Genomic DNA, 13,896 nt, shown 5'->3' on the forward strand with positions numbered 1-13,896 from the left:
GCTTTTTATATGTGATAAAGTTTAAAAAAAACCATAAAGTTATAATGTTAAATATCGATAATATTATTAATTTTAATTATATATTACTAAAATTTTGTGACAGAGGAGATTAAATTTATGAAAAGCTTAAAATGGAAAATAACTACTATTATTCTTACTATTATTATAATTATTTCGTTGTCTATGATGTTTATGGGACTTTTTAAGTCATTTAGTGTTACTAAAAATATTATAAACAAACAATCAGAAGATGCAATAGGTTCAGGTTATAGTGTGCTAGATATTTATCTTAAGGAGCAGTTTGGTACATTAAGTCTTAATGATGATGGGAAACTTATAGACTCTAATGGTAAGCCCATTGATGGTGACTATGAGTTTATTGACGAATTAGCGGAAGGTATGGATATACTTGCTACTGTCTTTGCTAAGTCTGGTGATGATTATGTGAGAGTTTTGACCACAATTAGAGATGATAAAGGGGAACGAATTATTGGAACAAAATTGGATGCTAGTGGTAAAGCCTATGAAGAGATTTCAAAGGGGAATGAATATTTTGGAGAAGCTGATATATTAGGTGAAAAGTATATGACAAAATATGCACCTATTTTTGGTGATAATAATGAAGTCATTGGTATTTATTATGTTGGAAAATCTGTAGAATCAATTTTAGATATATATAATGAAGGTGTATTATCTACCATAAAATCGGTAGTTATAGTAATTGTTATTGGACTACTTATATCTGTTGCTATAAGCTATAGCTTAGGGGCATCAATTACAAAACCTATAGTTGCTTTAACTAATACTATAAAAAAACAGTCAAATTTAGACTTTAAGTTTAATGAAAAAGATGAAACATTAAAATATATGAAAAGGAAAAATGAAATAGGAATTATGGCAAATTCTCTGAAGGTTATGGAGGACAATGTAAGAGACTTTGTTATAAAAACTTCAGAAGGTGCAGAAAAGGTAGTGGCAACTTCCCAGGAACTAACAGCAACAGCAGAACAGTCAGCCATAGCTTCTGAAGAAATATCAAGAACTATAGAAAATATAGCTAGTGGAGCAAGTAGCCAAGCTCAAGATACAGGAGAAGCAGCTTTAAGTGTAGAAGAAATGGGTAGTTTACTAGAAGAGAATAAAGAATATACAGAGGAATTAAATAACGCAGCAAAGGATATAGAAAAGGAAAAAGAAGAAGGTTTTATTATATTAAAAGATTTAGTATTAAAAACGGGAGAAAGTAATAATGCTTCTAAACAGGTGTATGAAATTATATTAAGTAATAACGAAAGTGCAGAAAAGATAGAAAAGGCAAGTACAATGATTCAGTCTATATCGGAACAAACAAATCTACTTGCTTTGAATGCAGCTATTGAAGCAGCGAGAGCAGGCGAGCATGGAAGAGGTTTTGCCGTAGTAGCAGAAGAGATAAGAAAACTTGCTGAAGAATCTAATAATTTTACAGGAGAAATCAAAACTGTAATAGAAGAGTTAAAATTAAAATCTGAAAATGCAGTAAATAGAATGAAAGAAGTAAAAGGGATAATTGATTCCCAATCTGAAAGTGTAGAAAAAACTGAAGAAAAATTTCATAGAATATCAAATTCTATAGAAATAACTAATAATGTTATAGATAAGCTTAATGAATCATCAGAAAAAATGAATGAAAGTAAAGAAAAGCTTGTAGACTTAATGCAAAATCTATCTGCTATAGCAGAAGAAAATGCAGCAGGAACTGAGGAAGCTTCAGCAGCTATAGAAGAACAATCAGCAAGTATCGAAGAAATAGCCAATGGTAGTGAAGGATTGGTAAATATTATAGATGAACTACAAGGTATTATCAATAAATTTACAGTATAAATATTCCACGGGGTCAGACCCCGAGGAAAAGAATTCCTGGGGGTCTGACCCTATGGTGATTTTTTCAATTAAATTTGGTCACAGGCATTTGTAAAAGAATGGTTCAATCCCTGCATTTTACATGGTATAATAAAATAGTATGAAGATGAATATACTATGGTTTTAAGAGAAAAAATAATTAAAAAGCAGGTGGCTTTACAGGTGGCTTTATATGAACAATGATATTCGCTGGAAACAGAGATTTTCTAATTATAAAAAGGCTACATCACAACTAACGGAGTTTATAGAAAAAGGTGACCTTAATAAATTTGAAGTTCAAGGTTTAATAAAATGTTTTGAATATACTTTTGAATTAGCATGGAAGACTATGAAAGATTATCTTGAATTAGAAGGATTTGAAGTAAAAAGTCCAAGGGGAACGATAAAAACTGTTTTTCAAATTCAGTTGATTGAAGATGGACATATATGGATTGATGCATTGGAAAAGAGAAACTTAATGTCATATACTTATAATGAAGAAGTGGCTGAAGAAGCAGTAGAGCTTATTCGTAAATCCTATTATCCTATTATTAAAAAATTATATTCTAAATTGGAGGAATTACAGTGAGTTTTGGGCTAAGAGAATTAGATTTAGAATATATAGTTAGTGTTATAAGAGGATTTGATGAGATTGAAAAAGCATCTATATTTGGTTCCCGTGCTAAGGGTAATTATAAGCCAGGCTCAGATATTGATATAGCTGTCTATGGAGAAAATATAAATTTGGATATTTTATCAAAACTTAATTCAATACTGGAAGAAAAAAGTCCTATGCCGTACTTTTTGACATAGTTGATTATTCACATTTAAAGCATAAGGAATTAAAGGAACATATAGATAGGGTAGGGAAAGTTATCTTTTCTAGGTGACGGGCACTTGTGAAAGAATGGAAAAGCATTAATGGCTAAAAATAGCTGTTAATGCTTTTGCTAATCATAAAGTAATTAATAAAAAGTGACGATAAGTAAAATGGATTTAGTTGTCAACATAGTTTAAATAAATGGAACTTTATTCCATGGGGTCAGACCCCAAGGAAAAAAATTCCTGGGGGTCAGACCCCGTGGTAATTTTTGTGAGGAGTGAGATAATGAGATTAAGTAGAAATATGTCCGCTATGAGGATATTTAATAGCTATACTAAAAATTTAGTAGCTCAATCTAAGGCTTATGGTAGTATTAGTTCAGGTAATAAGATACAGACCTATAGAGATGATCCTAATGCTAAGGCTAAGAGTGATAAGTTGAAGTTAGAGATTAGAGGTCTTCAAATGGCCACTAGAAATATTCAAGATAGTGTAAGTCTTATGCAAACCATGGATGGTGGTATGCAAAGTATAAGTGAAGCCTTACAAAGGTCTAGAGAACTTATGGTTCAAGCTGGAGGAGCAACTACGCCGGAAGATAGAGCAGTTATTCAAAAGGAAATAGATGAGAATCTAGAACATATAACTTATACTGCTAATAATACGGAGATGAATGGTGTAAAGCTGTTAGCCGATAAAAATAATCCAGGTGATACAGTGGATCTACTTATTGGAGCAACTAGTGACTATGTAACTAAACTGCCAACATATAATTTAACATCTACAGGACTAGGACTTGTGAATGCTGACGGTAGCAATAAAATAAGTGTGGAGAATATGAATGATGGATTAGAACGCTTAGATGATGCTATAGATAAGCTTAATTCTGGAAGAGGAAAGTATGGAGCTCTAAGTAATAGAATGGAGTCTACTGCAGATTATACCAGTGAAATAGTAGGTAAGGTTGAAGGAGCAGAAGGTGAAATTACTGGTACTGATATAGCACTAGAAATGGTTGAATATGCTAAAAACTCAATTTTAGTGGAATCAGGTATGGCTATGATGGCTCAAAGTAATGAATTTCCACAGGATATTCTACAAATATTGAGCAATGTATATCCTAATAGGTAGAGAAAAAGTAATTTCGTGTAGCAAATAAGGAATTTTAAGTAAAAAGTAAATAATTTACGTTTAAAAGGTTGAATGGAAGAAAAATATAGTATATAATGCAGATATGTGAAAAAATTAAATAGGCAAAATTGACGAAAGTTAGTGACGCAAAGCTATAGGGGCTAAGCCTAAGGGTATGCCAGCCAGTTGCCAAAGAGTAAGTATACTTTTTGTTTTAGGTATTATAGAAGTAAATAATATTTTTATTTTAACCTTGTTGTAATTAAAAGCTACTCTTTTTGAGTAGCTTTTTTTATATAAAATTTATAGTTTTTCATATAAAAGTTGCAATTGGCTTTATAAAATATACCATATTGTAAATGATTACCCAGGTTCATGTTTTACAATGAGTATTTTACATAAGATTACATGTAACCATTATTATTCAATCTTTACCATACTGTTTTTTACTAATGATGAATTTTGTAGATTTATTTCTATTTAAAGTAAGTTTAAAGTGTATAAAATAAATAAAAAATCGTATAACTAACAAAAAAAAGAAGGGATTTAAGTATTTATGTCTAATTTATAAACATTAAGTATGTTTAAGTGGAAAATGGAGGTATAAAATGTCACAAAATGAAGTATATGGATTGTTAAAAAAATCTATGAATGTAACTGTTGAGGCTAATAAGGTTATTGCTAATAATATTGCAAATGTAAATATAAAAAACTATAAGAGATATTATGTTCCCTTCGAACAGGTTATGGAAGAGTCAACAGCTAATGGTAATTTAAAAACTACAAATGAAAAACATATAGGCATTGGAAGCAAAGATGTACAAGTTAAAAGAGATGATAGTGCATCTATGCGAGAAGATGGTAATAACGTGGATATTGAAACAGAAATGACAAGTCAAGCTGCTAATACTATGATGTATGAATCTTTAGTTAGATTTGCCAGTGGAAAGCTAAATAGTACAAGTAGAGTTATAAAAGGAGGGAACTAAAAGTGGAGGCATTTAGAGGAATGAGAATTTCAGCTAGTGGTCTTACTGCAGAAAGATTAAGAATGGATACTATCTCTTCTAATATTGTTAATGCAGGAACTACTAGAGGAAAAGATGGGAAACCTTATGTAAGAAAGATTGCTATGTTTCAAGAGAACTTAAAGGAAGCCTACAATAAAAGCAATGGAAAAGTAGAGGACAAGTTAAATGGGGTTAAAGCAGTTGGCATTGTAGATGATGAATCAGAACTTATTAAAGTATATAATCCAAGTCATCCAGATGCGGATGAAGAAGGATTTGTATCTATGCCAAATGTAAATATCTCCAATGAAATGGTGGAGTTAATAGCATCAAGTAGAGCTTATGAAGCCAATGTCAATGCAATGAACGCACAAAAAAGTATGTTTTTAAAAACTTTAGAAATAGGTAAATAAAAGATGGGAGTAGTACTTTATGATGAACAATTACATACCAAATGCAACAATTTTTCAAAATGAGCTAAGGGAAATTTATGGGGTAAAAGAAAAGGATACTGAAGAGAATAGCACTTCGGGTGGCACAGGATTTGCAGCTGTTATAAAGGATGAATTGCAAAAGGTCAACGATCTACAAGTTGAAGCAGATAACAATGTAACAGGATATATTGCAGGAGAAAAAAGTATCCATGAAGTAGTATTAGCTACAGAAGAGGCATCTATGTCCCTAGAGCTTGCTATTCAAATAAGAAATAAGCTAGTTGATGCTTATAAGGAATTTAATAATATGCAAGTATAATGGGGGTAAGGATTAGATGAGTAAGCTATCGGAGCTAATGAAGAAGATAAAAGATAAGTGGAATTCCATGTCGAAAACTAGAAAGATAGCTTTAGTGATAATTGCGGTGGTGACTTTTATAGCAGTAGGAACACTACTTTATGTATCACTTAAACCAAAGTATACGGTTTTATTTTCAAATATGGATTCCCAAGATTCAGGAAAGATTATAGCCAATCTAGAGGGCAAAGGAACTAAGTATAAAATAGAAGGAAATTCCATTTTAGTTGAAAAGTCTCAAGTAGATAAACTGAGAATGGAAATGCTGTCAGAGGTTCAAATAACAGAAGGAAGCCAAGGCTTCGAACTTTTTGATAAGGGTAGCATTGGGGCCACAGATGAAGAATCAAGAATAATGTATCAAAGAGCACTTTCTGGAGAACTTGAAAGAACTATAAAGGGTTTTGAAGAAGTTGAGGCTGCAAAAGTAAACTTAGTTTTACCAACCAACTCAGCCTTTGTAACTAAACCAACTCCTGCTAGTGCTTCAGTAACGGTAAAGTTAGTGCCAGGAAATGAACTTTCACCTGAACAAGTTAAAGCTATTGTACACTTAGTAACAGGTAGTGTGGAAAACTTAGATAAGGAAGACGTTACAATAGTATCAGACAATCTAAAGTTATTAACGGAAGGTTTGTTTGATAATGAAAAAGGGACCCAAGCTACTAGTACAGAAAATCAAATTGATTCAACTAAAAAAGTTGAGAAAGAATATGAAAAGAAAATCTTAAATGTATTAGAACCAATATATAAAGATAATGTAAAAGTATCTGTAAATGCACAGCTTAATTTTGACGCTGTAAAGCAGAATAATGTTACATATGATCCAAAGGGATCCGCAGTAGTAAGTGAGCATATTATTAAAGACAATAGTAAGGGTACTGAAAATACTTCAGGAAGTACTGTAGATAATAATATGACTAATGAGCAAGATGCAGAAAAAGATACTGAAAAAGCAGGCTATTCGGAAGAAACAAGAAATTTTAATAATACTAAGAGTGAAGAAACAGTTGTCAAGGCACCAGGTCAAGTGGAGAGAATTACCACATCTGTTGTTGTAAATGGAGATATGGATAATGCAACTAAGAATACTATAAAAAATTTAGTATCTGATGCCATTGGTTTTGATGAGGCACGAGGTGATGGAATTTCAGTTGAAAGCTTAACATTTAATGATGATTATAAAACACAAGCTGAAGAAGAAATTAACGCTATGAAGGAAGCAGAAGCAAAATCTAGGAGGATTAAGCTTATTGCTTTAGGAGTAGGAGCAGTTATAGCACTTATACTTATTATTGTAGTTGTTTCTATTATTAGAAGTAAGAGAAAAGAAGATGATGAAGAAGATGAAGAGGCTATAGAAGGGCTAGATGTAGTTATAGGAGATGAAACTTTAGAAACAGTGGCGGATTTATACAAAGATTTAGATTTAGAAGCAGAAACTGAAAGAGAAAAGATTATGAAAGAAGTTAAAAAATATGCAGAAAAGAAACCTGAACAGGTAGCGGATATTATAAAATCATGGATGACTGATGAAGAAGGGAGATAGTAATGGCTAAAACAGAAAAATTTACAGGTATTCAAAAGGCAGCAATATTATTTATCTCTTTGGGACCAGATGCATCTGCAGCAATAATAAAAAGATTAAATGAAAGAGATATACAAAAGATAACCTATGAGATTGCTAATATGTCATCAGTTAAAGCTGAGGACAGACAAGCTGTTTTAGATGAATTTATGGAATTAAATAAGGCTAAGGATTATATTCTTGAAGGTGGAGTAGAGTATGCTAGAAGCGTTTTATCTAAAGCTTTAGGAACTCAAAAGGCCAACGATATTCTAGAGAGAGTTACAGAGTTTTCACAGCAGTTTAGACCTTTTTCTATTGCTAGAAAAGCCGATGCAACTCAGCTTATGAATGTAATTTCAGGAGAACATCCTCAGACTATAGCATTAATACTTTGTCATCTACAGCCGGACAAAGCGGGACAGATAATGTCTGCACTTCCATCTGAATTACAGAGTGAAGTTGCTTTTAGAGTTGCTACTATGAGTAATATATATCCGGTGGTAGTGAAAGAAATTGAAGAGGTATTAAATAGTAAGTTATCTTCAGTGGTTACTAGTGAAAGTAGTGTTATAGGAGGAGTTCAATCTTTAGTTAATATACTTAACCAAGTTGATAGGACTACAGAGAAAAACATTACAGAAGGTCTTGAAAGGGAAGATATGGAACTTGCAGATAAAGTTAAGGAATCTATGTTTGTATTTGAGGATATTATTACTATCAATGATGTGGAAATTCAAAGAATTTTACGTGAGGTTGATAATAAGGAGCTATGTATGGCTCTAAAGGGTACTTCAGAACAAGTAATAGAAACTATATCAAGAAACCTTTCAAAACGTGCAGCAGCTACATTGAAAGAAGATATGGAATTCTTAGGACCTGTAAGACTTATGGATGTTGAAAAAGCTCAACAAAAAATTGTTGCCTTAATTAGAAGACTAGATGAAGCTGGAGAAATAACAATTGTAAGAGGTGGAGACGATGCACTCATCTTATAGGGTAATAAAAAGTGTTAATGTATGTGAAAGTGGAACCAAGGCAATAGATACAGACTTTTATATAGAGCCAGCTCCCATAGTAGAGGAGACTATAGAGCTTGAGGATACTAATCCTAGGAGCATGGAGGAGTATCTAAAACTAAAGAAAAAGGGTGAAGAAATAGTTGAAAATGCCCATAAAGAAGGGGAAGCTATTCTTGCAAATGCAAATGCAAAAGTAGAAGAAATCCTATATGAAGCCAAGGAAGATGGATTTAATAAGGGTTATGAAGAAGGCCATAGTATTGGTTATAAAGAAGGCTATGACAAGGCTTATGATGAAGGAGTAAAAAAAGGTGAAGAAATAATTCGAAATGCAAATTTTATTCTTTATCAAGCTAAGGAAGAGTATGATAAATTTCTTAAGTCTAAGGAGATGGGCATTAGAAAAATTATTGTAAATGCCGTAGAAAATATGCTTAAAAAGGAGCTTGAAAGTAAGGAAGCACTAAATGGATTACTTTTCAACATCCTATCTGAAGAGAAAAATGCCAAGATGATAATTATAAGGGTAGCACCTAACTATTTAGAAGAAATAGAGACAAAGATAGAAGAATTCAAGCATAGTATGGGCATCAGAGGAGAAGTTGTGGTTTTACAGGATAATTATTTAGATTATGGAACCTTAGTTGTTGAAAAGGATGATGGAAAAACCACCTTTACTATTAAGGGGAGCATAGAGAAACTAAAGGAAATTCTCATGGAAGCATAGAGGAAGATGGTATTATGATTAATTTGAATATAGGAGACATTGAAAAAAGTATTAGTAAAACAAATTTTAATCATATGGAAGGCATAGTTAAAAACATAATAGGTCTTACCATTGAAGTAAAAGGAGTTAAGGGTTTTGTAGGGGAAATTTTCCACATATATAATGAGGAAAACAAAACTATAGTCTGTGAAGTAGTAGGTTTTAAAGATGGAAATTTGATTCTTATGCCCCTTGGAAACCTAATAGGGATATCTCCTGGATGCAGAGTAGAGAGAACAGGAAAGCAGTTAAGTATAAAGTGTTCAGATGAACTTTTAGGAAGAGTTTTAGATGGAATTGGAAATCCTTTAGATGAAAAGGAATTGTCACTTTATAAGAATTATCCCTTGGAAGCTATGCCACCAGACCCATTGAAGAGAAGAAGAATTAAAGAAGTTCTTCCTACAGGGGTAAGAGCCATTGATGGATTTCTTACTTGTGGTGAAGGACAAAGGATTGGTATTTTTGCTGGTTCAGGGGTAGGAAAAAGTACTACTCTTGGAATGATTGCTAGAGAAGCTAAGGCTGATGTAAATGTAATATCCCTAATAGGAGAAAGAGGTAGAGAGGTTTTAGATTTTATAGAAAAAGATCTAGGTCAAGAAGGGTTAAAGAAATCTGTAGTAGTATGTGCTACATCTGATCAACCGGCTCTTGTTAGGCTAAAGGGTGCATTTACTGCTACAGCCATTGCGGAATACTTTAGAGATAAAGGATTAAAGGTTATTCTTATGATGGATTCTGTGACACGTTTTGCTATGGCACAAAGGGAAATTGGTCTTGCTATAGGAGAGCCTCCAGCTACTAAAGGATATACTCCTTCGGTTTTTGCAATGTTACCTAAACTTCTTGAGCGTAGCGGTATGTCTGATAAAGGATCTATTACAGCTTTTTATACCGTCCTTGTTGATGGAGATGACTTTAATGAACCAATTGCAGATGCGGTAAGAGGTATTTTAGATGGACATATTGTCTTAAGCCGTGAGTTAGCTACTAAAAATCATTATCCAGCCATAGATGTACTTAAAAGTGTATCTAGACTTATGCCAGAAATTGCAGAGGAAATCCATATAAAGGCTGCCTCACTTGCTAGAGATTTAATGGCCTCTTATAAAGAAGCTGAAGATTTAATAAATCTAGGAGCTTATGTAAAGGGAAGTAATTCTAAAATAGATATGGCCATTGAATATATAGATAGTATAAATGGATTTTTAACTCAAGAGATAAAAGAAGGTTGCGAAATTGAAGCTAGTAAAGACATGCTTATTAATATGTTTAAATAAAGGTGGTGTAAATTTTGGGACAAACTTATAAGTTTAAATTACAAAGGTTATTGGACTTAAGAGAAAAAGAAGAAGATGGTAAAAAAATAGTTTTTATGGAGGCCCTTAGGGATAAGAACAGGGTAGAAGAAGAACTTAAAAGTCTAGAGGATAGCTTCCAAAGATACTCTACTGTGAATAATAACATGAGTGTAACTGAAAGAAAAATTCAGCATCATTACTTAAATCTATTAAATAGTACTATTGATATTACACAAGAAAAGCTTAAAACTGATGAAGAAAGAGTGAAGCTCACTAGGAAAGAATTAGTTACTGCTCAAGTAAATAAAAAGATTGTAGGCATATTAAAAGATAAGGATCAGGCAGCATTTATAAAAGAAGAAAATCGAATAGAACAAATTCAAAATGATGAATTTGCACTTTATGGATTTATACGTGAGTGTGGGAGGCGATAAATTTGATGGAAATGGCACAATTTAGTGTTGGAAATGACCTGTATAAAGGTAGTAGTACTAGTGATAAAGTTAAAAAGTCTGAAGGAAATAAAGGATATTCTAATAAGGAATTTTCCAAGGAACTTAAAAACTACAGTACAGATAATGAAAGCTCTAAAACTAAATCAGTAAATTCTATTAAGCAAGAAAAAGTTAAAGAGCCTTCGAAGGATTACATATTGAGCTCTGAGGAAGTTCATGAAGGTGAAAAGCTAAGTACCTCAGAAGATATGCAGTCACTAATAAATCTAATAATAGCTCTTTTGAATAAGAAGGATCCTTCTAAGGATGAAATGGTTTCTTCTGATCTTATCAGTGGAAATGAAGGTAAAGTGGAACTACAACCTTTATTAGACCTTTTAGGAAGTGAAAAAAGGGCAAATGGCTTATTAGAATTATTAAGTGAAGCATCAATTAATAGTGACATGAAAAATAAACTTACAGAGTTATTAACTTTAATTAATGAAGATATTACTGAGCTAGACAATAGTAGTGAAAGTCTTATGAAACTATTAACAGCAGAAGAAGGTATAGATAATGATGATCTAATAAGTCAGTTACAAAAAATAGTTTCAATGAAAGATGCTAATAAAGAAGAGGAGCCTTTAAATATACCTAGAAGAATAGAACTGGAAGCTAATGTTATAGAAAAAAGTAGTGTAGTAGCTAGAGTAGAAGATAATGAAGAAAGTAGTAGTAGTAAAGATAGTAAGTTTTCAAAGGAAACAGCTATTTTGAATAAAGTAATTAATGGTGAAGAGAAGGATTCAAAGGTTACAAGAGCTGCTGATTTTATGTCATACTTTGAAAATAGTGTACAAAAATCAGGAGAAGTATCTAGTGAAAAGCCTATAGCTATTACAAAGAGTGATCTTAATAATGATGTGATAAAAGCTTTATCATACATGGATAAAAATGGGGTTAAGGATTTAACTGTAAAGATTTATCCTAAAGAGTTGGGTGAAATATCCATATCTGTAAGTATGGAACAAGGTGCTTTAAAGGCAATGATTAAGGCTACATCAAAGGAAACTGTAGAAATGTTAGCTTTAGGACTTAAGGACATAAATGAAAAGCTAAATGGAAACAACATAAAAATACAATCAGTAGATATAGGACTTTATGAAGAGGATACTACCTATTATGCTCATGGAAACAACCAAGGCAAAGCATATGAAAATGGTGGACAAAGAGGTAGTGAGAATGGTAGACAAGGGTCAGAGGTCAATATAGTTGAAGAGGATGTTATACCTGAAGCTAATGTGAAAGCCTCTAATGAGATAGATTTACTAGTTTAGGAGATGATGAAATGGCAATATCAACTAATAATACAACAGCACCTTGGGTTGAAGGAAACAAAACTAAAAATGGTACGCCTATTGTAAAACCAGGGGCAGAACTTGACAAAAATTCTTTCTTTAAAATATTAGCTGCTGAGCTTTCTAATCAGGATCCAACTCAATCACAAGATACTACTGCATATGTCTCACAGTTAGCTCAATTTACAACCCTTGAACAGATGAGTTCATTAAATTCTACAATGACTCTTTCATCTGCACAAGGATTAACTGGAAAATTTGTAGCTTTAGATGCATTGGATGCTAATGGAGTACCTCAGTGTGGCGTAGTTAGGGCTGTGTATAAACATAAGGGAGACGTTTATGTTACTGTGGAAGGTGTAGATGGAAAATATACAGATTATGAATATAGCCAAGTTACAGATGTCATTGATTCGGGAGATCCAAATATGGATAACTTAACCTTCTCTAATGCAGTAACATTGATGGGTAAAATTGTTGAAATAGCATTGCCAGCAGATACATCTGTAGAAAAGCCTAAGGGAGATGGCAAGGAAGAAGAAAAGCCAGTAAAGCCTAAGAGTATTACAGGGAAAGTTCTAGAAGTATATAGGGATGCAGAAGGCATAAAGCTTAAGGTTGAAGTTGAAGTTGATGGAAAAATAGAAATCAGAGATTACTTATTTGACTCTGTAATTGGAGTAAAAGGTTAATAAAATTACATTAAAAAATAGAGAATCGGAGGGATAGTATAATATGTTAAATTCAATGTACTCAGGGATATCAGGTTTAGGAGCAAATCAAAAAAAGTTAGATGTAATAGGAAATAACGTGGCTAACTCAGGAACTACTTCCTTTAAATCATCTTCAGTTACTTTTCAGGATAGTATGTATCAAAGTTATAAGGGAGCATCAGGTCCAGGATTAAACTTAGGAGGAGTTAACCCTTCTAGAGTTGGTATGGGAGTTTCTATACAAAGTATAGTAACAAACATGGCTCAAGGAAGTCTGCAACCAACAGGAAGACCTTATGATGTAGCTGTAGATGGAACAGGATATTTTATAGTAGCTAAAGGAAAAGAAAATGGCACAATAACAGTTAATCCAGATCAAAGTATGGAATCTACAACCTTAGAGAGCTTTTATACAAGAGATGGTTCATTTAAGGTAGATAGTAAGGGAAATCTTCTAAATTCTAATGGATATAGAATTATGGGTTATGCTATAAGTGATGGAACAGCAACATCTCCATTAGGTGGAATAGTTAATTATGTAGATGGAGAATCCGAAAACTTAAATGCTAATCAAAATGAATTAGTAGCACTTAAAATACCAGAAACTGTTTCTAAGCTGGTAACTGATAAAGATGGAAATCCAGAAGTAGATGCTGGTGGAAATCCAACAGGAAGAAGAGAAGATGTTAGAATTCAAGGTTTCTCTATAGAAAATGATGGACTAATTAAGGCTGTCCTTGCTGATGGTAGTACTACTGTTCTTGGACAAGTTGCCATGGCGTCATTTACTAACAATGAAGGTCTTGAGCAAAAGGGAAATAATATGTATTCTCCTTCAGCAAACTCAGGAAATCCATTAGCTAGAGTTGGTAAATATACTGATAAAGCTGCTTTAGGTGCAAGAGAAGACAATGGCAAGGCTTATGGACAAGTTTTAAATGGATTCTTAGAGATGTCAAATGTTGATTTATCTGCACAGTTTACAGATATGATAGTTGCAACTCGTTCTTTCCAGGCTTGCGGTAAAATCATCACTACTGCAGATGAAATATTACAAGAACTTGTAAATTTAAAAAGATAATTTATTTAAATATG

The 13,896-nt window shown here is 32.7% G+C and carries 15 protein-coding genes and 1 riboswitch; all 15 genes read left to right on the forward strand.

Annotated elements, in window-relative coordinates; genetic code table 11:
- The first annotated feature begins 117 nt into the window (after window positions 1–117).
- Window positions 118–1,863, forward strand: a complete 1,746-nt coding sequence (locus tag B3B03_RS11405) for a methyl-accepting chemotaxis protein (RefSeq protein WP_346877368.1) — start codon at window positions 118–120, stop codon at window positions 1,861–1,863.
- Window positions 1,864–2,074: 211 nt separating this feature from the next.
- On the forward strand, window positions 2,075–2,470 hold the full coding sequence (locus B3B03_RS11410; protein ID WP_346877369.1) for a nucleotidyltransferase substrate binding protein: 396 nt from the start codon (window positions 2,075–2,077) through the stop codon (window positions 2,468–2,470).
- Window positions 2,467–2,694, forward strand: coding sequence for a nucleotidyltransferase domain-containing protein (locus tag B3B03_RS11415; RefSeq protein WP_346877370.1), 228 nt, complete (start codon window positions 2,467–2,469; stop codon window positions 2,692–2,694). Before B3B03_RS11410 ends, B3B03_RS11415 begins: the two co-directional genes overlap by 4 nt.
- Before the next feature lie 295 nt (window positions 2,695–2,989).
- Window positions 2,990–3,835 (forward strand): flagellin, encoded by an 846-nt coding sequence (locus B3B03_RS11420; protein WP_346877371.1) that lies wholly within the window; start codon window positions 2,990–2,992, stop codon window positions 3,833–3,835.
- 111 nt (window positions 3,836–3,946) lie between these two features.
- A riboswitch (cyclic di-GMP riboswitch) is annotated at window positions 3,947–4,029 on the forward strand.
- 414 nt (window positions 4,030–4,443) lie between these two features.
- On the forward strand, window positions 4,444–4,824 hold the full coding sequence (gene flgB, locus B3B03_RS11425; protein ID WP_346877372.1) for a flagellar basal body rod protein FlgB: 381 nt from the start codon (window positions 4,444–4,446) through the stop codon (window positions 4,822–4,824).
- Between the two features lie 2 nt (window positions 4,825–4,826).
- Window positions 4,827–5,258 (forward strand): flagellar basal body rod protein FlgC, encoded by a 432-nt coding sequence (gene flgC, locus B3B03_RS11430; protein ID WP_346877373.1) that lies wholly within the window; start codon window positions 4,827–4,829, stop codon window positions 5,256–5,258.
- A gap of 19 nt (window positions 5,259–5,277) precedes the next feature.
- The gene (gene fliE, locus B3B03_RS11435; protein ID WP_346877374.1) at window positions 5,278–5,598 is read left to right on the forward strand and encodes a flagellar hook-basal body complex protein FliE; all 321 of its coding nucleotides are present in this window, start codon (window positions 5,278–5,280) and stop codon (window positions 5,596–5,598) included.
- Between the two features lie 16 nt (window positions 5,599–5,614).
- Window positions 5,615–7,186 (forward strand): flagellar basal-body MS-ring/collar protein FliF, encoded by a 1,572-nt coding sequence (gene fliF, locus B3B03_RS11440; protein WP_346877375.1) that lies wholly within the window; start codon window positions 5,615–5,617, stop codon window positions 7,184–7,186.
- Window positions 7,187–7,188: 2 nt separating this feature from the next.
- A complete protein-coding gene (gene fliG, locus B3B03_RS11445; protein ID WP_346847886.1) occupies window positions 7,189–8,202 on the forward strand; it encodes a flagellar motor switch protein FliG in 1,014 nt (337 codons plus the stop codon).
- A complete protein-coding gene (locus B3B03_RS11450; RefSeq protein ID WP_346877376.1) occupies window positions 8,186–8,953 on the forward strand; it encodes a hypothetical protein in 768 nt (255 codons plus the stop codon). The genes fliG and B3B03_RS11450 overlap by 17 nt, the downstream gene beginning before the upstream one ends.
- 14 nt (window positions 8,954–8,967) lie before the next feature.
- A complete protein-coding gene (gene fliI, locus B3B03_RS11455; protein WP_346877377.1) occupies window positions 8,968–10,275 on the forward strand; it encodes a flagellar protein export ATPase FliI in 1,308 nt (435 codons plus the stop codon).
- A 14-nt stretch (window positions 10,276–10,289) separates the two neighbouring features.
- Window positions 10,290–10,730, forward strand: a complete 441-nt coding sequence (fliJ, locus tag B3B03_RS11460) for a flagellar export protein FliJ (protein ID WP_346877378.1) — start codon at window positions 10,290–10,292, stop codon at window positions 10,728–10,730.
- Between the two features lie 5 nt (window positions 10,731–10,735).
- Window positions 10,736–12,067 (forward strand): flagellar hook-length control protein FliK, encoded by a 1,332-nt coding sequence (locus B3B03_RS11465; protein WP_346877474.1) that lies wholly within the window; start codon window positions 10,736–10,738, stop codon window positions 12,065–12,067.
- Between the two features lie 11 nt (window positions 12,068–12,078).
- Window positions 12,079–12,780, forward strand: a complete 702-nt coding sequence (locus B3B03_RS11470; RefSeq protein ID WP_346877379.1) for a flagellar hook capping FlgD N-terminal domain-containing protein — start codon at window positions 12,079–12,081, stop codon at window positions 12,778–12,780.
- 43 nt (window positions 12,781–12,823) lie between these two features.
- A complete protein-coding gene (locus B3B03_RS11475) occupies window positions 12,824–13,882 on the forward strand; it encodes a flagellar hook-basal body complex protein (protein ID WP_346877380.1) in 1,059 nt (352 codons plus the stop codon).
- Window positions 13,883–13,896 lie beyond the last annotated feature (14 nt).

The organism is Clostridium sp. UBA5712 (genome assembly GCF_002419845.1).
In the GTDB taxonomy this organism is placed as follows: domain Bacteria; phylum Bacillota; class Clostridia; order Clostridiales; family Clostridiaceae; genus Clostridium_J; species Clostridium_J sulfidigenes.

Coding starts and splice junctions, on each gene's coding strand:
- B3B03_RS11405 (WP_346877368.1), top strand. CDS start 118: ATGAAAAGCTTAAAATGGAAAATAACTACTATTATTCTTACTATTATT.
- B3B03_RS11410 (WP_346877369.1), top strand. CDS start 2,075: ATGAACAATGATATTCGCTGGAAACAGAGATTTTCTAATTATAAAAAG.
- B3B03_RS11420 (WP_346877371.1), top strand. CDS start 2,990: ATGAGATTAAGTAGAAATATGTCCGCTATGAGGATATTTAATAGCTAT.
- flgB (WP_346877372.1), top strand. CDS start 4,444: ATGTCACAAAATGAAGTATATGGATTGTTAAAAAAATCTATGAATGTA.
- fliE (WP_346877374.1), top strand. CDS start 5,278: ATGATGAACAATTACATACCAAATGCAACAATTTTTCAAAATGAGCTA.
- fliF (WP_346877375.1), top strand. CDS start 5,615: ATGAGTAAGCTATCGGAGCTAATGAAGAAGATAAAAGATAAGTGGAAT.
- fliG (WP_346847886.1), top strand. CDS start 7,189: ATGGCTAAAACAGAAAAATTTACAGGTATTCAAAAGGCAGCAATATTA.
- B3B03_RS11450 (WP_346877376.1), top strand. CDS start 8,186: ATGCACTCATCTTATAGGGTAATAAAAAGTGTTAATGTATGTGAAAGT.
- fliI (WP_346877377.1), top strand. CDS start 8,968: ATGATTAATTTGAATATAGGAGACATTGAAAAAAGTATTAGTAAAACA.
- B3B03_RS11465 (WP_346877474.1), top strand. CDS start 10,736: ATGGAAATGGCACAATTTAGTGTTGGAAATGACCTGTATAAAGGTAGT.
- B3B03_RS11470 (WP_346877379.1), top strand. CDS start 12,079: ATGGCAATATCAACTAATAATACAACAGCACCTTGGGTTGAAGGAAAC.
- B3B03_RS11475 (WP_346877380.1), top strand. CDS start 12,824: ATGTTAAATTCAATGTACTCAGGGATATCAGGTTTAGGAGCAAATCAA.